We start from the raw sequence: 19,351 nt of genomic DNA on the forward strand, positions 1-19,351 counted from the left end.
CCTGTGTGGCGCCCTCGGACGCGGGTGACAACTGGATCCTTTCGCGGAATGAGTCATGGTGCCGGAGTCCGGCAACCACTATGTTACCGGCCCACGCATCGGGTCGCGTGGGCCGGTGGCGGGTCGTTCGCGCGTGTCTCTGCTCACCAACCGCTGGGTAGTGGACGACCTTCGGCGAAACCGGCCGCGGACTGCACGCCGAGCACGGCCTTGTCGTGGAATTCGGTGAGGCTTCGCGCACCCGCGTAGGTGCACGCGCTGCGCAGACCGGAGCAGATGTGGTCGATCAGGTCTTCGACGCCGGGACGCTCGGGGTCCAGCCGCATCCGCGAGCTGGAGATGCCCTCCTCGAACAGTGCCTTGCGTGCGCGGTCGAATTCGCTGTCGGAGGCAGTGCGGGCGGCGACGGCACGCTTGGACGCCATGCCGAAGCTCTCCTTGTAGGCGTTGCCCTCGCGGTCGACGCGCAGGTCGCCGGGCGACTCGTAGGTGCCTGCGAACCAGGAGCCGATCATCACGTTGGACGCGCCCGCCGCCAGCGCGAGCGCCACGTCGCGGGGATGGCGCACCCCGCCGTCGGCCCAGGTGTGCAGACCGAGTTCTTTGGCGGCGGCGGCGCATTCGGCCACCGCGGAGAACTGCGGACGACCGACGCCGGTCATCATGCGGGTGGTGCACATGGCGCCGGGGCCGACACCGACCTTGATGATGTCCGCGCCCGCCTCGGCGAGGTCCCTGGTGCCCGCGGCGGAGACCACGTTGCCCGCGACCAGCGGGACGCCGAGGCCGAGATCGCGGACGGCGGCGAGAGTTTCGAGCATCTTGGTCTGGTGGCCGTGCGCGGTGTCGATGACGAGCAGATCGGCGCCTGCGTCGACGAGGGACTTGGACTTGGCGGCCACATCGCCGTTGATGCCGACCGCGGCCGCGACCCGCAACTTGCCCTTGGCGTCGACGGCGGGCTGGTAGATGCCGGCGCGGACGGCGCCGGTGCGGGTCAGCACACCCGCCAGGGTGCCGTCCTCGGCGGTGAGCACGGCGAACGCGGCGTGCTTGCCGTCGAGCAGGTCGAAGATGTCGCGCGGGGTGGCACTTGCCGGCGCCTGCACGAAATCGGTGACTGCGACCTCGCGTAGCCGGGCGAAGCGGTCGACGTCGGCACAGGACGCCTCGGTGACCACGCCGACCGGACGTCCGGCGTCGACCACGATCACGGCGCCGTGGGCACGCTTGTGCATGAGGGCGACGGCTTCGGAGACCGAGCGGTCGGGGCCGAGGGTAACCGGGGTGTCGGCGGTGAGTGAGCGGCTCTTGACGAAGCCGATGGTGTCGGCGGCGGCGCTGATCGGCAGGTCCTGCGGGAGGACCACGAGGCCGCCGCGGCGGGCCACGGTTTCGGCCATCCGGCGCCCGGCGACGGCGGTCATGTTGGCCACGACGATCGGGATGGTGGTGCCCGACCTGTCGGCCGTCGACAGATCGACGTCGAAGCGTGACGCGACATCGGTCCGGTTCGGGACGAGGAAGATGTCGTCGTAGGTCAGGTCGTACGGCGGCTGGTGACCAGGGAGAAAGTGCACTTGACCGATGATAACCGGCAGGCGGTGCGAGTGCGCCGTTCTCTGGCACGCCTACACCGCCGCGGCGATCGACCTGCTGATCGGCTCATGTCATGAACTGGTTCCCCTCCGCCTGTCCCACGGCCCGGAACCACGCCGTGGTCCCGCCGCACTTGGTCGGCGATCAGGTGCGAATACTGTTGCGCGGCATCGCGGGCGGTGCGGACACGCGCGCGCGATAGCCTGCCGCGCGGCGAATGCCGTGGCGGCCGCGGGTGCTGGCGATCAGGCGGCAGCCTGGGACCGGGATAGCGCGATCGCGGCAGCGCACATGACCAGCACCGAGAGCCCGGTGATGATGAGCCCCCCCGTGTCGGTGCGGAAGCGTTCGTCCAGCACCGCGAGGCCGATGAAGGCGGCGGCCAGCGGCTCGGCGATCGTGACGGCGGGCAGTGACGCGGCGAGCGGCCCGGCATGGAACGCGCGCTGCTGCAGATAGACGCCGGTGACGCCCGCTGCGACCAGTGCCCAGGTCTGCCAGGCGCTGACCACGTGACCGAGGCCGTGTTCGAACAGTCCGGTGACATAGGAGGTGAGGGCGGCGGCCAAACCGTACAGGGACCCGCTGGCCGCGCCGAGCAGCAGCGCCCGCCGCGCCGGGTCCGCCCCGCCGACGCCGCCTGCGGTGGCTGCGAGGATCAGACCGAGCAATACTCCCAGCGGAAGCAGCCATTCGCGCAGCGGCGCACTGACATTGCCCGAAGTTGGATCGCCGATGAGGAGAAAGCAGGCCAGCGCGGCAGTCAGGGTGAGCGCCGTCGCCCAGGTGCGGGCTGTGATTCGGCGGTTATTGAGCCGCGCCGCCAGCGGCAGCGCGAATACCAGCGCGCTCACCAGGATGGGCTGCACCAACAGCACCGCGCCCAGCGCGAGCGCGGCGACCTGCATGGCATATCCGCCCGCGTCCCCGACGATGCCCGCCCACCACCGCGGGTTGCGCAACAGCGATCCGACGAGTGATTTCCCTTCCGGTACCGCGGCCGCCGCCCGCTGCTGCGCGACCGCGGCGACCGCGAACAGCAGCGCCGCGATCAGCGCGCTGGCGACGGCTCCGACCGGATGGTTGGCCACCGATTAGTTCGCTCCGTGATTGCCAAGCCTTGGCGACTGCTGTGCTCGCACGGCGCGTCGCCTCGTCCGGCCGGGCGTGTCGGCGGACCCGGAACCTCCGGCTCGGGCCGAGAATTCGGCCGCCGCACCAGCGTTGCGCGCGGGTGCTGCCTTCGGCGTGCCCGCATGCCGTCCCAGGGTGTTGCCCGCAGCGGAATTTCCAGCGACTTTCGCGGCGCCGCGTCGGCTCGACGTTCCCTTGGCGGGGCTGCTGATGCGGCCCGCCGGGGATGCCGCCGCGCCCGAACGTCCGCCGGACTGCTTCGCCGCGCCGCGCCCACTGGTTGCGGAAGGCTCTCCGCGACGCCCTGGCTTCCGGCGCGCGGACTTCCCCGGGGCGGTGGCGGGTGCCGCGGGTGCGGCCGGCGCCGCGACCGGAACACCGGACGGTCGGCGCGCACCGGTGATCCGAATCAGAGTGCGGTCGCCTGGACGGACCTCGACCCCGTCGACCTCGACCCCGGCCTTGCGCGCCATCGACTCGACATCACGGCGTTCCTCGTCCATGACGAGCGTGACCACGACACCGTCCTCGCCGGCGCGGGCGGTGCGCCCGGCCCGGTGCAGGTAAGCCTTCGGCTCGGCGGGCGGATCGACATGCACGACAAGGGAAATGCCGTCGACGTGGATGCCGCGGGCGGCGACGTCGGTGGTGACCAGTACCGGCACCGAGCCGTCGGCGAATGCGGCAAGGGTGCGGGTCCGGTTGTTCTGTGCCTTGCCACCGTGCAGCGCACCCGCGGGGACGCCCGCGCCGCGCAGCTGTTTGGCGAGGCGGTCGGCGCCGTGCTTGGTGCGGACGAACATGATGGTCAGACCGTCGCGCGCGGCGATCTCGGTGGCGACAGCCCGCTTGGCCACCTTGTCCCGTACGTACAGCAGGTGGTGCGACATCGTGGCGACCGACGCCGAAGCCGGCGCGGTGGAATGGGTAACGGGGGAGCGCAGGTAGCGCTTGACCAGCTTGTCGACATCGCCGTCCAAGGTAGCCGAGAACAGGAGGCGCTGACCGTCTTTCGGTGTGCGGTCGAGCAGTTTGGTCACCTGCGGCAGAAAGCCCATGTCGGCCATGTGGTCGGCCTCGTCCAGCGCGGTGATCGCCACGTCGGACAAGTCGGCGGAGCCCTGCGCGAGGAGATCCGCGAGCCGCCCCGGCGTGGCGATGAGCAGGTCGACGCCGCGGGCGAGCCGGTCGGCCTGGCGCCTGATCGGCGCGCCGCCGACCACCGAGGCAACCCGGAGGCCGAGCGCGAGCGCAGGCTCGTCGAGCGCCCGCTCGATCTGTGCGGCCAGCTCGCGGGTCGGCACCAGCACGAGTCCGCGCGGCCTGCCCGGCTTGGCGGACGCGCCCGCCAAACGGGTGAGCATCGGAAGGCCGAAGGCGAGGGTCTTCCCGGAACCGGTCGGCCCGCGGCCGAGCACGTCCTTGGCGGCCAAGGCGTCCGGCACGGTGGCGGCCTGGATCGGGAACGGCGTCTCGATGCCGTCGCGCCGCAGTGCCTGCACGAGCACGGCGGGCAGGCCCAGTTCCGCAAAGGTCACGGTGGGCGCCGCGGCGACGGTGGTCGAGGGGGTCACGAGGTGTGTATGCCTTTCGTCGCACAACGCGTTCGACGGGGAACGCACTGTTCGGTGGGATCGAGAGCGGTGCAGGATCGGTTCACCGCGCTGCGGCGCGAGCGATCGAGTGCCGGTGGTGAGGTGCTGCGGCCGACCGGAGTGTGGGCCGAGTGTTCAGGATACGTGCACGCGACTCAGCCGTGGAACAGCCGACCCAGTTCCACGAGCCAGGGTACGGCCACAGCCAGTGTCGGAACCACGAGAATGGTGGCCGAGCCGAGATAGGCGGCCGTGGCGATGCGCACGTCGCCGATCCGATCGCTCAGACGCTGGATACGGATGAGCGTGGTCGGCCCGCCCGCCGCGAGCGCGCCCTGCGGAGCGGTGGACTTCGCACACGCCACCAAGGCGCGGGCCAGCGGTTTCGGCCCGGTGACCTTGACGGCGGAATCGTCGGCGAGCAATTCGATGAGCAGTTTCACCGAACCGAGCGCCGCCTTGCTGCGCACCAGCCTGGGGAAGGCCTCGTGCACCGCGGTGAACGCCTCGAGCACCAGATCGTGCCTGGCCCGCAGGTGCGACCGCTCATGGCTCACGATAGCGGTGACCTCGGCGTCTGCCAGGTTGGTCAGCGTGCCCTCGCTGAGCACGACCCGCTGGCGCAGCCCGGGCAGGCAGTAGGCGATCGGCTCGGTGGCGGCCAGCACCCGGATATCGGCCGCGCGCCGGCGCGGACCGCTCTGGTCGAGGAGGTCGACGAGCATGCGGTGACGCGCGCGCCGCCTCCGGGTGTGTACGCCGACCCGGACGATGGCGTAGATCAGCCGAGCGCCGACCAAGAGCGTGAGCGCGAAGACGAGCACGTAAGCCAGCCACAGCGGCAGGCCGAGTGCGTCGATCTCGCGGGTCGGTGCGGTGGTCGGGTGCCCGTCCGGGCCGGGAACGAGCAGTTCGGCCGCGATGGCGAGCCCCGACCCGAATGCGCTGAGTACTGCGGCCAGCGCGATGGCCTGCCAGAGCACCAACGCTGCCCGGGGCGTGCGGTAAGTCCAGGTCGCCCGACTGAGCAAGGCCGGGGCAGGCCCCGCGAGAAGCAATGCGAGTCCGGCGAAGACCGGCGCGGTTGCGTTCATCGACTCAGCTCACTGCGTTGTGGGGCCAGGGCGCCCGAGGAGACTACTGCGGTGGCGGTGCCGAATCCTCGGTTGCTTCGAGCTTAGCGAGTGCTTCCCGCAACGCGGCAGCCTCATTCTTCCCGACCTGTTCGACGAAGTGCACGAGCGCGGCGGCGCGGCTGCCCGCCTCGTCGGCCTGTTGTAAGGCGTCGACCATCAGACTGGCCACGAGTTCGTCGCGCGTGTGCACGGGTGCATAGCGGTGCGCACGGTCGTCGCGTTGCTGAACCACGAGGTTCTTCTTCGCGAGGCGTTGCAGCACGGTCATCACCGTGGTGTACGCGAGCTCACGGCGTGTGGCGAGCGCCTCGTGCACCTGCCGGACCGTCTGCGGTTCGTCGGCTGACCACAACTGGTCCATAACCGCTTTCTCGAGTTCACCAAGACCTGCCATTCCACAATTTTAGGTAATCAACGACGACGATGCGTACTACAAGGTGTCGTAACTATGGAATAGCTGGTGTGTCATTTCTCATAGGATACGGTTTCCGGCGCGTCGGTAGCCGGTCCCCCCGCCGTGCCGCGCACGTGTCTGGTGCCGATCGGCACAACCATCGGCCTGCTCGAAACCGGGTCCTCGAGCACCGCGGCGTGCAAGTCGAAGACCTCGCGCAACAGTTCGACGGACACGACGTCGGCCGGGGCACCGGTGGCGACGATGCGCCCGGCGCGCATGACAACCAGCTGGTCGCTGTAGCGGATCGCGAGGTTCAGATCGTGCAGCACCATGACGATGGTGCGGCCGAGGTCGGCGTGCAGCCGGTCGATGAGATCGAGCACCTCGACCGAATGCGCCAGATCGAGGTAGGTGGTCGGCTCGTCGAGCAGCAGGATGTCGGTGCCCTGGGCCAGCGCCATGGAAATCCAGGCGCGCTGGCGCTGTCCACCGGAGAGTTCGTCGAGCGTGCGGTCGGCCAGATCGGCGATCCCTGTCTGCTCCAGCGCGGTGGTGACCTCGGCTTCGTCGGTCGCCGACCACTGCAGGAACCAGGACTGATGCGGATGGCGACCGCGCGCGACGAGATCGGCGACGGTGAGCCCTTCCGGCGCGATCGGCGACTGCGGAAGGACGCCGACGACGCGGGCCACATCCTTGGTCTTCATTGTCGAAATGGCCTTGCCGTCCAATAGGACCCGGCCCGTTCGCGGGCGCAGCAGCCGCCCGAGCGAGCGCAGTAGCGTGGACTTGCCGCAGCCGTTCGGCCCGATCACTGTGGTGATCACACCGGGAGCGATATCCAGGCTCAGCCCCTCGACGATCACCCGGTCGCCGTAGCCGAGGGTGACTCCATCGGCACCGAGCCGGCGCTCCGGCGCGTTCGGGCGGGTGCGCGTCGCGTCCGTAGTGGTGATATCCGCGGTGGTCATGACAGCGTCGCCTTCCGATTCATCCGCACGAGCAGGTACAGCAGGAACGGACCGCCGAATGCCGCGGTCACGACGCCCACCGGCAGATCGACCGGAGACAACGCGCGCGAGGCGACATCCGCGCCGACCACGAGGATGGCGCCGATCAGCGCTGAGCCGATCAGTGGTTCGCCCGGAGTACGCAGCAGCAGGCGCGCGATCTGCGGGCCCGTCAGCGCGACGAAGCCCACCGGTCCGACGGTGGCAGTCGCCACCGAGGCGCCGACCACCGCCGCGCCGATCAGGATGGCCTGTTGGGTCTGGATTCGGACACCGAGCGCGCGGGTGGTGTTCGCGCCGAGGCGCAGCGCCGCGAGCGTGCGGGCCGAGCCCAGCGCGACGAGCACGACTACGGTCGTGGCGATCCCAGCGGGCGCCAGGTGCGCGCGGTCGGCCGTGTTGAGCGATCCGTTGAGCCACAATTGCGCACGCTGGGCGTCCACCGAGCTGGCGCGGCTGAGCAGCCAACTGACTCCCGATACCAGCAGCGCGTTGACGCCCACGCCGATCAGCACCAGCCGCAGGCCGGTGGCGCCGCGCTCACCGGTGGGACTTCGTCCCCAGGCGAGCAGGTAGACGGCCACCGCGGTGAGTATCCCGCCCGCCAGCGCGGCCAGCGGCGCGCCGACCGTGGCGGCCACTCCTGTGCTCGCGCCGCCGGTGCCGACGAGGACGGCGACCGCGCCGAGGCTCGCGCCGGAGGTGATGCCGAGCATGTCCGGGGCGGCCAGCGGGTTGTGCAGAATCGACTGCGTGATCGCGCCCGCGAGGCCGAGCACACCGCCGACCACCAGAGCGGTGAGCGCGCGCGGCAGCCGGGATTCGAGCACGATGAACCGCTGCGAGCGGGTGCCGCCTCCGGTCAGCACGTCGAACACCCGACCGAGCGGGAGATGCGACTCGCCGACGGCGATGTCGAGGCAGAACAGCGCTAGCGCCACTGCGGCCAGCCCGACGACGATCAGCGCCATCGCCGGACGCAGCACCATCGAGACCGGCCCTACCCGCAATGCGCGTCGCCTGCTTCTGGTCTCCAGCGAAATCGTCACAGGCTCACCAACTTGCGGCGACGGACGAACGTGAGGAAGAACGGTGCGCCGAGCGCGGCAAGCGTCACCCCGACCTGCAACTCGCCGGGCCGGACCACCAGGCGGCCGATGATGTCGGCGACCAGCAGCAGCAACGCGCCGAACAGACCGGAGTAGGGAACCAGCCAGCGATAGTCCGGACCGGTGAACACCCGCGCGAGGTGCGGGACGGCGAGGCCGAGGAACGCGATCGGCCCGACCGCCGCCGTGGCCGCTCCCGACAGCAGCACCACGGCCGCCAGGCCCACCGCCCGGCTGCGGCCGACGTGCACGCCGAGCCCTCGTGCGACCTCGTCGCCGAGACTCAGCAGATTCAGTCTCGGCGACGCCGCGAGCGCGAGCAGTGTGCCGAGCGCCAGGAACGGAAGCACCTGCCAGAACGCCCTGGCATCGCGGCCCGCGACCGTGCCGACCACCCAGAACCGGTAGGTGTCCAGCGCCGACGCGTCGAGCACGATGATGGCGTTCGTCATCGCTTGCAAGGACGCGGTCACCGCGACGCCGGCCAGCACGAGGCTCAGCGGGCTCGCCTTGCCGCCGCCGGCGGCCGAGATTCCGAACACCACCAGACCGGCGATCAACGCCCCTGCGAATGCGAACCAGATGTACTGCGCCGGTGCGGTGAACCTGAACAGATACACGCTCAGCGCTGCGAGGAAGGCCGCCCCCGCGTTGAGGCCGAGTAGCCCGGCGTCGGCGAGTGGGTTCCGGGTGTACCCCTGGATGAGCGCGCCCGCGATGCCCAGCGCCAGCCCGCAGACCAGCGCGAGCGCCGTGCGCGGGATGCGCAAGCCGCGCACGATCTGTTCCTCGGTCGAGTCCGCCGGGCAGGTGAAGGGCCCGCCGGAACAGCTCCATGCGTGGTGCGCGGCGTCGTACACGGTTCCCGGTGTCAGCGAGCGGGTGCCGACGGCGACGCCTGCCGTAACAGCGAACAGCAGCAGGGTGGTCAAGACGAGGAGTCCGGAAAGACGACGCCGCCTCACGGTGTCAAGGGGTTTCACGGCGACGAACTGCTCCTGACTCGAACCGCGACACTTGCTAGGTCTGGTAAGCCTAACCTATCTTTCGAGTACGCCGACCCGAGGAGGTTCGATGACTGAGCTTGTCACCACACCGCGCCGATCCCAGCCGGCATTCGGACGCGCCTGTGCTCGGCTGCGCGCGCTGCAACCGGAGCATCCGCGGGTGTACGCCGTGGCAGCGATGGTCGAGCAGGGCAAACGACGCTGGTGGCGGCTGTCGGACGGAGCGCGCGAGGGTCGGATCGAACTCATGTATAGCCGTCACGCCGCGGAGATGATCAGCGCCGACATCGCCGCGGAAGTCGTTGCGACAGCTCTGATTCACGCGGTCGTGGGTCGGGTGGCCGCGTTGCTTGTCGCGGAGGGCCGCGCGTGGGATCCCGGTCTGGAGAACCTCTGGATGCACACCGACCACGACGGCGGAATCGACTGGGCCGGCCTGGTGGACACCACGATTCGGGTGCTGGACGGCGACCGGCTCGCGGGCGAACCCGGCGTGGTCACCTTGCCGTGCGAGGAGGCGATGTATGTCTGGCTCGCGCATCGCTGCGAGCCCGCGCTGGCGCTTATCCAGGTGAGTATGGCGCATCGCTCCGGGCTGAGTTCGCGCCGGTTCTGGTCTCTCGTCGGCGAATCCATCGCGGGCGCTTCGGCTTACGTGCCCGCCCTTGCGCGGACCGACTCGGCTCTTGGCTCGCGGCGCGGCCAGGGGCTGCTGGCCGCGCTTGTCGACCGCGGACTCTCGGAGCGTCGACCCGCGGGTTGTCTAGTTAGGTAAGCCTGGCCTATACTCATGCTCGGCGTACGGATCGCGTGAGCGTCCCGAGGGCTGCGGTGACCCCCGATCCCTTGCCGCGACGGGCTCCACTCCGGTGGGGCCCGTCGCTCTGTTTCCCATGGCTCACCGTCGACCGTGGGACGCCGGGTGTGCGGCGGGCGGTCGTTCGCCTTGTGCGACAGTGAAGACATGACACAGCAGGAGACCCCGGCCGTCGACTCGCTGGCGGAGTTCACGCCCGAGCAACTGAACAAACTCAGCGAAGGCACCTTCACCGACCTGATCGGCATGCGCTACACCGAGCTGAGTGCCGATCGGGTCCGCGGCGAGTGGGTCGTCAAGCCGCACCTGTACCAGCCCGCCGGCATCCAGAACGGCGGCGTCTACTGCACTGTCATCGAGACGCTTGCCAGCACGGCGGGCATGATCTGGCTCGGCGACCAGGGCACGGTGGTCGGCGTGAACAACAACACCGACTTTCTGCGCGCGGTCCGCGAGGGCACCTTGACCGGCGAGGCGACGCCCGTGCATCGCGGCAGGCTCCAGCAGCTGTGGCAGGTCGTCATCACCGACGAGCAGGGCCGCACCGTGGCGCACGGCCAGGTGCGGCTGCAGAACCTGCCACCTCGCCCCTGAGCGCGCTCGTCCGGCAACGGCGGAACGCGCGTGCCAGAATGTCGGTCACCCCGCCACTTCGACCCGGTGAGGAGCCTGGATGCGACTGTCGCCGCACGAGCAGGAGCGCCTGCTGCTGAGCTACGCCGCCGAGCTGGCCCGGCGCAGGCAGGCGCGCGGACTGAGGTTGAACCATCCGGAGGCGGTCGCGCTGATCACCGACCACGTGCTCGAGGGCGCGCGGGACGGCCGCACAGTCGCCGAGCTGATGTCCTCGGGGCGAATGGTTCTCACCCGTGGCGACGTGATGGAGGGCGTGCCGGAGATGATCCACGACGTCCAGGTCGAGGCGACCTTCCCGGACGGAACCAAGCTCGTCACCGTGCACCACCCGATCGGCTAGGAGGACCGCGTGATTCCGGGCGAGTACCTGTGCGCCGAGGGCGCGATCGAGCTGAACGCCGGGGCCGACCGGATCGAGCTCGATGTGCTGAACACCGGTGATCGACCGGTGCAGGTCGGCAGCCACGTGCACTTCCCGCAGGCGAACGCCGCGTTGCGGTTCGACCGCACCGCCGCGCACGGCCGCCGCCTCGATATCCCTGCTGGCACCGCAGTGCGCTTCGAACCCGGCCTCGGCCAGCGGGTTTCGCTGGTCCCGCTGGGCGGCGCACGCGAAGTTCACGGTATCAGTCGGACCCCGCCCGGACTGTTGGATGGACCCGCATGAGTGAGCGGAGCGAGCGAGTCATGTCACAGCGTGCATCGCGCATGCCGGAGCCGAGCGCCAGCGAGGTGCAGGCATGAGTGAGCTGAGCCGCGCCCGCTACGCCGAGCTGTTCGGGCCGACCACCGGTGACCGGATCCGCCTTGCCGACACCGATCTGCTGATCGAGATCACCGAGGACCGCAGCGGCGGACCGGGACTGGCGGGCGACGAAGCCGTGTTCGGCGGCGGCAAGGTGCTGCGCGAGTCGATGGGCCAGGGCCGCGCGACCCGCGCCGCGGGCGCCCCGGACACCGTGATCACCGGCGCGGTGATCATCGATCATTGGGGAATCGTCAAGGCGGACATCGGCATTCGGGACGGCCGCATCTGCGCCCTCGGGAAGGCCGGCAACCCGGACATCATGAGCGGGGTGCACCCGGACCTGGTCGTCGGCCCATCCACCGAGATCATCGCGGGCAACGGCCGCATCCTCACCGCGGGCGCCATCGATTGCCACGTTCACTTCATCTGCCCGCAGCTGATGGGAGAGGCGCTCGGCGGCGGCATCACCACGCTGATCGGCGGGGGCACCGGTCCCGCCGAAGGCAGCAAGGCAACCACCGTGACGCCCGGCTCGTGGCATCTGGCGCGCATGCTGGAGGCCACCGATGGCTGGCCGATGAACATCCTTCTGCTCGGTAAAGGCAACACCGTCAGCGCCGAAGCTATGTGGGAGCAATTGCGCGGCGGCGCAGCGGGTTTCAAGCTGCACGAGGACTGGGGTTCCACCCCGGCTGCCATCGACGCCTGCCTCACCGTTGCGGACGCCGCTGGTGTGCAGGTGGCGTTGCACTCGGACACCTTGAACGAGGCCGGTTTCGTCGAGGACACCCTCGGCGCCATCGCGGGCCGCGGCATCCACGCCTATCACACCGAGGGCGCGGGCGGCGGACACGCGCCCGACATCATCACCGTCGCTGCCCAGCTCAACGTGCTGCCCAGCTCGACAAACCCGACCCGCCCGCACACGGTCAACACCCTCGACGAGCACCTGGACATGCTGATGGTGTGCCATCACCTGAGCGCCTCGATACCGGAGGATCTCGCGTTCGCCGAGAGCCGTATCCGCCCGTCCACCATCGCCGCTGAGGATCTGCTGCACGATCTCGGCGCCATCTCGATGATCGGCAGCGACTCGCAGGCCATGGGGCGGATCGGCGAGGTCGTGATGCGCACCTGGCAGACCGCGCACGTGATGAAGCGCCGCCGCGGCGCACTGCCAGGTGACGGCGCGGCGGACAACGCCCGTGTCCAGCGCTACGTTGCGAAATACACCATCTGCCCGGCCGTTGCGCACGGCCTCGACCACGAGATCGGCTCGGTCGAGGTGGGCAAGTTGGCCGACCTGGTGCTGTGGGAGCCCGCGTTCTTCGGCGTCCGTCCACACGCCGTGCTCAAAGGCGGCGCGATCGCCTGGGCCGCCATGGGCGACGCCAACGCCTCCATCCCGACACCGCAGCCGGTGCTGCCGCGTCCCATGTTCGGGGCTGCACCCTCGACCGCCGCCGCCACCTCGTTGCATTTCGTCTCGGAGCAGGCGATCGAGGACGGGCTGGCCGACCGGCTGCGGGTGCGCCGCGGACTGGCCCCGGTGCGCAACGTCCGCCGCGTCACGAAGGCCGACCTGCCACACAATGACGCTATGCCGCGGATCGAGGTGGATCCGGACACCTTCACCGTTCGCATCGACGGCGAGGTCTGGACCGAGCAGCCCGCCACCGAACTCCCAATGGCCCAGCGCTACTTCCTGTTCTGAGCGCATGGCTGTGGCGAAACGCGAGGAAACTCTCGTCGGGGTGCCACCCGCTCACCCTAGCCCGGCCACCGCGAAGACGCAGCCCCCGACCACGGTGAGGATGCTGTGCACCACCTGCCACGGACTCACGGCCGTTCACTTCTCGCAGCAGGTGGCCGGTTACGCCTGCGGCAGTGGTAGCTGCGCGAGCCCGCCTCCAACCTGTCGGTGGCACGGCGTGATCGGTTGCGCAACCGAGCGCGGATCAGGTGACGGCGGATCCGATCACCCGACGACGGCGTTCATGATGGTCCCCGCGCTGGTGGCGACGACGCCGCCGATCATGGCGCCCGCGACCATCTTCGGCGAATCGAGGGTGCCGCCGCTCCATTTCTCCCAGGCGAATTTGCCTCCCGCGTAGGTGATGCCGGAGACGCCTGACAGCAGTACGAACCAGGTGAGATACCGGACCAGCTGCAGAATCTTCTCCGCGCCGGGCGGCGCCTCCGGCGTGGGATTGTCGATCTGGGCGAGAAGGGCTTCGTGCACGGCGGTGAGAATCATGGCTGCACTCACTCTGGGTCGTGGGGTGGTAGGGGCACGGCTACCCTCCGGGGCCGCTCCTGGCTACGGGATCTGGCGGCTTGCTGCAGCCCTTACCGTGCTTCCCGGGGGATAGCCAAATCTTTACCGAACAGTATGTGTTTGCTCAGATTGATTTTGTGCGATGTCGTTGGTTTCTGTCCGAAATGCCTGAAAAGTGCGTACTTTGCGTGGTCGGTCATGCAATGATTGCAAGGAGAAAAAGAGATTGCTATAAATTAGCTATTACCCGTGAAGTAGAACCACATCGTCAAGGTGTTCACCATCATCACCGCGGTCTTCCCGCCGCCCACGTTGATCGCCACCTTCTACGGGATGAACTTCACCTGGATGCCCGAACTGGAGTGGCAGCACGGCTTCCTGGCCACCACCCTGATGGCTCTCGTGGCCGCGGTGATTCCGCTGGCCTGCATCAAGAAGAAGGGCTGGCTGCGCTGATCCGGGTTCCGGCGGATCATTACCTCGCGCGTAATCGACTTGGCGCACGCGGCAGGGCATCGTGGAGGAAGACGGTCCGGAAGCCCGGGTCGGATGACGAAAACCATTTCTGCACAGGAGGATTCGCCATGTCGCGATACGAAAGAGCGGTAGACCGGTACTTCGAGGCGTGGAATGCCACCAAGGAGGAGGCCAGGGCAAAGGCGGTCGCCGCCGCATGGACCGAGGGCGGGTTCTACACCGACCCGCTCGCGGACGTCAGCGGGTACGACCAACTCACGGCGGCCATCGGGGGAGTGCAGGCACAGTTCCCGGGTTTCGAATTCCGTCGGATCGGCGTCGTCGACGGGCACCACGACGTCGCCCGTTTCGCCTGGGAGTTGGTCTCGCTGGCTGACGGCAGCGCACCGGTCGCAGGCTCCGACGTAATCACCCTTTCCGCCGACGGCCGGATCATCGGCGTGCACGGCTTCCTGGACCGGGTGCCGTCGGCGTAACGTCGGCTCTCGGCGCGGGAAGCTGTCGACACTTGTCGCGGGCCGGACCATCGCATCGGCCCCGGCACCTGCTCGGCCAACCATGCAGAGAGCTGCGGGCCCTGCTGATCGCGCAGCACCGGATTGGCTGGGGGACAGGGGATGCCGTCCGGTGCTCGGCAGCTTGTAGCGTTCATGCCATTGCGGTGTTGGTTGGTCGCGCCGTGCGGCGAGTGAGCGTCTCGAGGTACTCGCGGGCATGAAAACTCATGCCGCGCGGCGTTTTTGGTGAGCGGATGCACTGCAAGCGGTCGGGCAAGGGGAGCGGTCGCGGCCGGAGAACGCGGTTTCGATGATGGGGCACCGGCTCGGGTGGTTTCATGCGGTCTGGTGCCGATCGCTCCTCGGGGGCAATACACTTGCTTGTTGTCCCAGTCGATGCGGAAGTTCGGGGTGTCGAACCCAGGCGGATCCGGCACTCGATCCGGGAACTACCTTCCGCCGGAGAGGGTTTCCAGCGGGCCGCAACGAACGTCGAACCTGTCACGGACGGTGTCCAGGGTGCGGCGATGATGGTCACGGTGTATCCGGTGCCGCCCGAGCGCGTACCGCGCAATGTTCGTCGCGCGGCGCGGCAACGGGTACCAGCGGTCTTGGTCCAGTCCGAAGTCCAGGAGTACCCGAGCTGGTACACAGTCGGCGACAAGGCCTGCGTTGTAGTGGGAGAGCGAGATCGCCGTAGGGTGGAATGCGGCAGTCGACTTCTTCGCCAGATCCACCATGTCGAGCTCATATAGCGGGATATCGCCTACCTTGTCCAGAAACAACAAATGCGTCATGAAGTACGCCATGTACGACTGGAAGGTGAATGTCGCCGACCGCGTATGTATCGACAGGACGGCGCCACTAGGAGAAAGATACGGCTCGTAGGGGTGACGGTCGTCCAGGAGGTAGCCGGTGCAGTTCACGATCCAACTGTCCGATGCGATCGGCTTCGTTGCGCCGCTGCGGAATACCAGCTCGGTCGCACCGTCACGGTCGACCGCATCCACCACGTAGTCCATCACCACCTGGTTCAGGCCGGCGGCAATCCTGTCGTTCTCGAATTCGGACAGGAAGGCAAACCTGAAGTTGCTTGCGTGGGGCGTCAGCCATGTTCCGTATCGAGTACGCATCCACGTGTCGACGTCCGTCTCGTTGGTACCGTCGAAACGCAGCGCGGTCTCCCTGACGATATTTGATATCGGCGTGCCGCTCCACCATCGCCGAGCTCCGGCTGGGAAGCAGCGTTCACGGCTCAAGAACCATGTCCCGGAGCCGGCAACGAGGTTGACTTCCCGTTCGGGATAGTTCGTGATCAGCGTGTGGGCCGTGTCCATACCGGTCTTACCGCCACCGATGACCCACACCGGGGCGTCGCTTGCCCGCATCGCCGCGCCGCGCATATCGCAGAAATTGGGGGACACGGACCGGACACGCTTGCTTGACACTGTGAGCGCGTCATTGGGAACGATACGGTGACCGTAGGCCTTGATCAGTCGCTTCGTCTCGATGACCAGATGTCGGCCATCCTCGGAGCTGCATCGGACACGGACGATGCCGTCGACCTCCTCGTAGGTGTCGAACGTCCACCCGAAGAACTCCTCGAGTCGTACCTGTTTTCTTATGACGTCGAGGCAGTGCTCGAGATGATCGAGAACCTCGTTTCCCGTCGCCAGATAGGAGCGGGCCCGATCGAGGGTCCATTTGATATCGCCCGCAGTGAAAAGCCGATGCGGCTGGTGCAGTCGCACGTACGAGTACGCGTCGTGCCACATCCCGCCACCGCGTTTTCGGCTGTCGATCAGGACGAGCTTCTGGTTGCCGGACAGGTATCGGCTGGCGACGTACAGTGCATTGATTCCGGTCTGGCCCGCACCGACGACAGCGACGTCGCAACGTACCACTTCCGTGGACATCTCGACCCCCGAATGCAGTGACCGTGTATCGTCGGACATCTCGATCGTGCCAGGGTCGTTGTGCGTCATGTCATTCCTTACTTCGTTCAAATTTGCTGGTCGATAGGGGCGCGAAGGACTCGTCGGCGTTGGATGCCTTCTCGACGGCGACGCGGTCGCCGCGCGCCGCGGATTCCCGGTCTGCCAGTGCTTCGGCCGGTATCGAGTGGATCCGCACTGCCGAGTGAATCGAATCCCAGTTCCTTGAAGGGGTTTCGGGCCCGATGGCCGTGGCCGACGGGTATATTGGCGCCGCTGCGGCGATGCCTCGCACGAATCCGAGCACCAGACCATCCCGTTGGTCCTCTGGTGCGGCGGCGAGCCGCACGGCCGATAGTCCGGCTGCATCGGCAACACAGTCCAAAGACCGCTGACCAGTCACCTCCACGACATTAATTGATGGCACAACGGGTGCCGGCGTCGTGACATGTGCGGTCACGCCTTGCGTGCGAGCATGATTGATCAACCCGGACGCAATAGTGCTGTCGAGCTCGTTGAAACCGTCGAATGCGACGACAGCGACCTGCAAGACCACTCCTTTTGTAGCTGTCCGCTACCCGGTGAGATGCTACAAGTATCGTCATCGACGCAGTCAAGAGTTCGGTTCCCATGAGGTGTGGGTGAGCTAAGTCGAGCCGGGCCTGACACGCACCGAAAACCGCCGAGCTGCCACCGCGAGTAACCACCTGGAGGCCCACCCTGGTCGGTCATGTCCGTGCTTTCATGACGATGATGAGCCCACCGTTGCCTTCATGCCACGTCGTGACCCGGCGCCCCAGCTGCATATGGCAGTATGCATAATTTTGCTTGCCGGGTCGCTACGACTCCCGTAACCGTAGCGATCAGGGGACGATGACGATACAGTCATCGCGTGTTCGAGCTCGCCCAAGCTTTCGCTGTCACGAAGATCCAGCAGGATGCCCCCCGGGTCACTGCGGCTGCTTCACCCGGACATGGTGTTGGAGAATCCGGCATTCGGGACCACGGACCGCGGATTGGCGGAGAACGGGCCGGCCCCCGACACAATTCTTCGTCATCTTTCCGGATTATCAGGCCGATCTTGCGGGCCACACCGACGACGGCGAGATGTCGGTCTGTTCGGGCACCGCGCAAATGGCCATGACCGGCAACAGATTCGGGGGCATTCCCAACGGAGACCGTGCCGATGTGCCAGTGTTCATATGATTCATCTTCGCCGACGACCTGATTGCCATTGAACGGTTCTGCTTCGACCTGTACGTTCTGTGCGCGCAGTCGGGGGTGTCCACCGATGCGGTGCGGCGCGCTCTGTTCGGCGTTGTCAGTCCCGGAATCGGCATGGAAGGACCCCGGCAATGACGACAGACGAGCGCATCAAGGCCGTTGAAACAATCAGGACCGCAGCTCTTTTCGATATCGTTGTGGATCTGAACCCGCAACTGAACTTCGGCGATGGAGGCCCGCTCGGCCGCCGTGTGCTCTTCGGCGCCGCCGGTGGATCGTTCGAGGGTCCCAGGCTACGCGGCAATGTGGTCCCCGGTGGCGGCGACTGGGCATTGTTCCGATCCGATGGGACGATGATGCTCGATGTCCGGGTGACTCTGCGCACCGATGACGACGAGCTGGTGCACATGACTTACCAAGGTCGCTTTGTGGTACCCCCGCACATGCAATCCAGGATGGCCGACCCCGCCACCCGACACCAGATCGACCCGGCGCAGTACTACTTCCGCACGAATCCGATGTTCGAAACCGGATCAACCCGCTATGCCTGGCTCAACGACGTCGTCGCGATCGGAACGGGATATCTGGTAGACGGCGGTGTCGCCTACCACGTCGAATACGTACTGTGACGCGCACACCGCGGGCACGGTGTGTCCGTATCGAGAAACTTGGGCACGCGTCCCCGAGTGAGCCGCGCCCGGCGCACCGCTCTGGGCGCGCAGCACCGCAAGGTCCGACAGCGGATCGACTCCGCGAACCGCGAGTCGAGTGGTCCGCGGCGGCCCCGCCGACCGGGCCGGACTACGCCGCGGCGATCTCGTGCTCAGCGTGACGCGTTCGGGAGTGCGTGACGCGCAGGGAATACAGCGGCAGCTGTCCGCCGAGGCGATCGGTGTGCACCTGCCCGTGACGGTATTACGCAACGGGGCCATGGTGGACGTGATCGCTGTCCCGATCGAACTGACTGTCGACTGAACGACCGGCGCCGCGGCTAATCCGGAACCGGGACGGGCGCGGGCTCCTGGACCTGCGGTGTGGTCATCTGCCACCGCGCGTCGACGACCAGGCCGATGACGCCTACCGCGAGGCAGACGCCGGAGAGCGCCAGCATGGCCGGATGCGTCGTCCCGGTGAGCGCGTCGCCGAGGATGACCGTGCCGATAGTGCCGGGTAGTACGCCGAGCACTGTGGCGATCAGGTACGGCCAGAATCGGATCGATGACAACCCGCAGCAGTAATTGATCACGGAGAACGGCACCGCGGCGATGAGTCGCAGCGAACCGACCGCCAGCCAGCCCCGGCGTCGCAGGCGGTCGTCGATGGCGCGCACAGCGGGATGGGTGAGCCGGGAGGCGACCTGATCGCGATCGAGCGCGCGCACGAGCAGGATCGCCAGCGCCGCGCTGATCGTCGTCGCCCCCACCGCGAGCGTGCTGCCCAGCAGTGGACCGAACAGCAGCCCGGCGCTCACGGTGAACACGGTTCGCGGGATCGGCGCTACCGTGACCAGTGCGTGGACCGCGAAGAACAGCAGGGGAAAAATGGGGCCGATCGAGGTCGCCCAATCCTGGATCTGGCGCGGACTCGGCAGCGGAACCAGCATCGCCGCGATGAACAACGCGGCCGCGCCGACGAGCAGGGCGGCGATACGCGGGTCACGGATCAGCTTGGTCACCCGCGACAGGTTACCGGTTGGTAGTGGCGGGCAGGATCAACCGGCGTGAAACCGCCCGCTAGCATCGAAGGAGGCGGG

21 protein-coding genes are annotated in these 19,351 nt (G+C 67.8%); 9 read left to right on the forward strand and 12 right to left on the reverse strand.

Annotated features, from left to right (window positions below; all coding sequences use genetic code 11):
* Positions 1-143: 143 nt before the first annotated feature.
* The 8 genes from AB4Z47_RS09050 to AB4Z47_RS09085 all read right to left on the reverse strand — a co-directional run bounded on the left by AB4Z47_RS09050 (position 144) and on the right by AB4Z47_RS09085 (position 8,963).
* Complete coding sequence (locus tag AB4Z47_RS09050; RefSeq protein ID WP_441949468.1) at positions 144-1,580, reverse strand: GuaB1 family IMP dehydrogenase-related protein; 1,437 nt, start codon at positions 1,578-1,580, stop codon at positions 144-146.
* Positions 1,581-1,844: 264 nt separating this feature from the next.
* Positions 1,845-2,690, reverse strand: a complete 846-nt coding sequence (locus AB4Z47_RS09055; RefSeq protein ID WP_441949469.1) for a DMT family transporter — start codon at positions 2,688-2,690, stop codon at positions 1,845-1,847.
* Positions 2,691-2,693: 3 nt separating this feature from the next.
* Complete coding sequence (locus AB4Z47_RS09060; protein WP_441949471.1) at positions 2,694-4,307, reverse strand: DEAD/DEAH box helicase; 1,614 nt, start codon at positions 4,305-4,307, stop codon at positions 2,694-2,696.
* A gap of 176 nt (positions 4,308-4,483) precedes the next feature.
* Positions 4,484-5,422: a M56 family metallopeptidase gene (locus AB4Z47_RS09065; RefSeq protein ID WP_441949472.1), complete on the reverse strand. Its 939-nt coding sequence runs from the start codon at positions 5,420-5,422 to the stop codon at positions 4,484-4,486.
* Between the two features lie 43 nt (positions 5,423-5,465).
* On the reverse strand, positions 5,466-5,858 hold the full coding sequence (locus AB4Z47_RS09070; protein ID WP_441949474.1) for a BlaI/MecI/CopY family transcriptional regulator: 393 nt from the start codon (positions 5,856-5,858) through the stop codon (positions 5,466-5,468).
* Positions 5,859-5,929: 71 nt separating this feature from the next.
* Positions 5,930-6,832 carry an ABC transporter ATP-binding protein gene (locus AB4Z47_RS09075; RefSeq protein ID WP_441949476.1) on the reverse strand — a complete coding sequence of 301 codons (903 nt, stop codon included), beginning with the start codon at positions 6,830-6,832 and terminating at the stop codon, positions 5,930-5,932.
* Positions 6,829-7,920, reverse strand: coding sequence for a FecCD family ABC transporter permease (locus tag AB4Z47_RS09080; protein WP_441949477.1), 1,092 nt, complete (start codon positions 7,918-7,920; stop codon positions 6,829-6,831). Before AB4Z47_RS09080 ends, AB4Z47_RS09075 begins: the two co-directional genes overlap by 4 nt.
* Positions 7,917-8,963, reverse strand: coding sequence for a FecCD family ABC transporter permease (locus AB4Z47_RS09085; protein WP_441949478.1), 1,047 nt, complete (start codon positions 8,961-8,963; stop codon positions 7,917-7,919). The genes AB4Z47_RS09080 and AB4Z47_RS09085 overlap by 4 nt, the downstream gene beginning before the upstream one ends.
* Before the next feature lie 91 nt (positions 8,964-9,054).
* On the opposite strand from AB4Z47_RS09085, the gene AB4Z47_RS09090 reads away from it, so the two are divergent.
* The 5 genes from AB4Z47_RS09090 (at position 9,055) to AB4Z47_RS09110 (ending at position 12,902) form a co-directional block, all read left to right on the forward strand.
* A complete protein-coding gene (locus tag AB4Z47_RS09090; RefSeq protein WP_441949480.1) occupies positions 9,055-9,762 on the forward strand; it encodes a hypothetical protein in 708 nt (235 codons plus the stop codon).
* Positions 9,763-9,951: 189 nt separating this feature from the next.
* A complete protein-coding gene (locus AB4Z47_RS09095) occupies positions 9,952-10,398 on the forward strand; it encodes a PaaI family thioesterase (RefSeq protein ID WP_441949481.1) in 447 nt (148 codons plus the stop codon).
* Between the two features lie 79 nt (positions 10,399-10,477).
* On the forward strand, positions 10,478-10,780 hold the full coding sequence (locus AB4Z47_RS09100; protein ID WP_441949483.1) for an urease subunit gamma: 303 nt from the start codon (positions 10,478-10,480) through the stop codon (positions 10,778-10,780).
* A gap of 9 nt (positions 10,781-10,789) precedes the next feature.
* Positions 10,790-11,107: an urease subunit beta gene (locus AB4Z47_RS09105; RefSeq protein WP_441949484.1), complete on the forward strand. Its 318-nt coding sequence runs from the start codon at positions 10,790-10,792 to the stop codon at positions 11,105-11,107.
* 73 nt (positions 11,108-11,180) lie between these two features.
* The gene (locus tag AB4Z47_RS09110) at positions 11,181-12,902 is read left to right on the forward strand and encodes an urease subunit alpha (RefSeq protein WP_441949485.1); all 1,722 of its coding nucleotides are present in this window, start codon (positions 11,181-11,183) and stop codon (positions 12,900-12,902) included.
* Between the two features lie 264 nt (positions 12,903-13,166).
* Here AB4Z47_RS09110 and AB4Z47_RS09115 read toward each other — a convergent pair whose 3' ends face one another.
* The gene (locus AB4Z47_RS09115; RefSeq protein WP_327115519.1) at positions 13,167-13,445 is read right to left on the reverse strand and encodes a hypothetical protein; all 279 of its coding nucleotides are present in this window, start codon (positions 13,443-13,445) and stop codon (positions 13,167-13,169) included.
* A 285-nt stretch (positions 13,446-13,730) separates the two neighbouring features.
* Here AB4Z47_RS09115 and AB4Z47_RS09120 point away from each other — a divergent pair, with 285 nt between their 5' ends.
* Together AB4Z47_RS09120 and AB4Z47_RS09125 are read left to right on the forward strand one after the other, a co-directional pair.
* Positions 13,731-13,922: a CorA family divalent cation transporter gene (locus tag AB4Z47_RS09120; RefSeq protein WP_441949594.1), complete on the forward strand. Its 192-nt coding sequence runs from the start codon at positions 13,731-13,733 to the stop codon at positions 13,920-13,922.
* Positions 13,923-14,050: 128 nt separating this feature from the next.
* A complete protein-coding gene (locus AB4Z47_RS09125) occupies positions 14,051-14,419 on the forward strand; it encodes a nuclear transport factor 2 family protein (RefSeq protein ID WP_441949487.1) in 369 nt (122 codons plus the stop codon).
* 470 nt (positions 14,420-14,889) lie between these two features.
* On the opposite strand, the gene AB4Z47_RS09130 is transcribed toward AB4Z47_RS09125, so the two are convergent.
* Together AB4Z47_RS09130 and AB4Z47_RS09135 are read right to left on the reverse strand one after the other, a co-directional pair.
* Positions 14,890-16,425: a potassium transporter gene (locus AB4Z47_RS09130; RefSeq protein ID WP_441949488.1), complete on the reverse strand. Its 1,536-nt coding sequence runs from the start codon at positions 16,423-16,425 to the stop codon at positions 14,890-14,892.
* A 1-nt stretch (position 16,426) separates the two neighbouring features.
* Positions 16,427-16,924, reverse strand: coding sequence for a hypothetical protein (locus tag AB4Z47_RS09135; RefSeq protein ID WP_441949489.1), 498 nt, complete (start codon positions 16,922-16,924; stop codon positions 16,427-16,429).
* Between the two features lie 805 nt (positions 16,925-17,729).
* Between AB4Z47_RS09135 and AB4Z47_RS09140 the strand changes: the two genes are divergently transcribed.
* Both AB4Z47_RS09140 and AB4Z47_RS09145 read left to right on the forward strand, forming a co-directional pair.
* Entirely contained in the window at positions 17,730-18,227 is a 498-nt protein-coding gene (locus AB4Z47_RS09140; protein ID WP_441949490.1) for a DUF3237 domain-containing protein, read from the forward strand.
* 139 nt (positions 18,228-18,366) lie between these two features.
* A complete protein-coding gene (locus AB4Z47_RS09145) occupies positions 18,367-18,573 on the forward strand; it encodes a PDZ domain-containing protein (protein WP_441949491.1) in 207 nt (68 codons plus the stop codon).
* 16 nt (positions 18,574-18,589) lie between these two features.
* Here AB4Z47_RS09145 and AB4Z47_RS09150 read toward each other — a convergent pair whose 3' ends face one another.
* Positions 18,590-19,273, reverse strand: a complete 684-nt coding sequence (locus tag AB4Z47_RS09150) for a TVP38/TMEM64 family protein (RefSeq protein ID WP_441949493.1) — start codon at positions 19,271-19,273, stop codon at positions 18,590-18,592.
* Positions 19,274-19,351 lie beyond the last annotated feature (78 nt).

This window comes from Nocardia sp. 2TAF39, from assembly GCF_052114905.1.
Classification (GTDB): domain Bacteria; phylum Actinomycetota; class Actinomycetes; order Mycobacteriales; family Mycobacteriaceae; genus Nocardia.

Coding starts and splice junctions, on each gene's coding strand:
- AB4Z47_RS09065 (WP_441949472.1), bottom strand. CDS start 5,422: ATGAACGCAACCGCGCCGGTCTTCGCCGGACTCGCATTGCTTCTCGCG.
- AB4Z47_RS09070 (WP_441949474.1), bottom strand. CDS start 5,858: ATGGCAGGTCTTGGTGAACTCGAGAAAGCGGTTATGGACCAGTTGTGG.
- AB4Z47_RS09075 (WP_441949476.1), bottom strand. CDS start 6,832: ATGACCACCGCGGATATCACCACTACGGACGCGACGCGCACCCGCCCG.
- AB4Z47_RS09090 (WP_441949480.1), top strand. CDS start 9,055: ATGACTGAGCTTGTCACCACACCGCGCCGATCCCAGCCGGCATTCGGA.
- AB4Z47_RS09095 (WP_441949481.1), top strand. CDS start 9,952: ATGACACAGCAGGAGACCCCGGCCGTCGACTCGCTGGCGGAGTTCACG.
- AB4Z47_RS09100 (WP_441949483.1), top strand. CDS start 10,478: ATGCGACTGTCGCCGCACGAGCAGGAGCGCCTGCTGCTGAGCTACGCC.
- AB4Z47_RS09110 (WP_441949485.1), top strand. CDS start 11,181: ATGAGTGAGCTGAGCCGCGCCCGCTACGCCGAGCTGTTCGGGCCGACC.
- AB4Z47_RS09115 (WP_327115519.1), bottom strand. CDS start 13,445: ATGATTCTCACCGCCGTGCACGAAGCCCTTCTCGCCCAGATCGACAAT.
- AB4Z47_RS09125 (WP_441949487.1), top strand. CDS start 14,051: ATGTCGCGATACGAAAGAGCGGTAGACCGGTACTTCGAGGCGTGGAAT.
- AB4Z47_RS09130 (WP_441949488.1), bottom strand. CDS start 16,425: ATGACGCACAACGACCCTGGCACGATCGAGATGTCCGACGATACACGG.
- AB4Z47_RS09140 (WP_441949490.1), top strand. CDS start 17,730: ATGACGACAGACGAGCGCATCAAGGCCGTTGAAACAATCAGGACCGCA.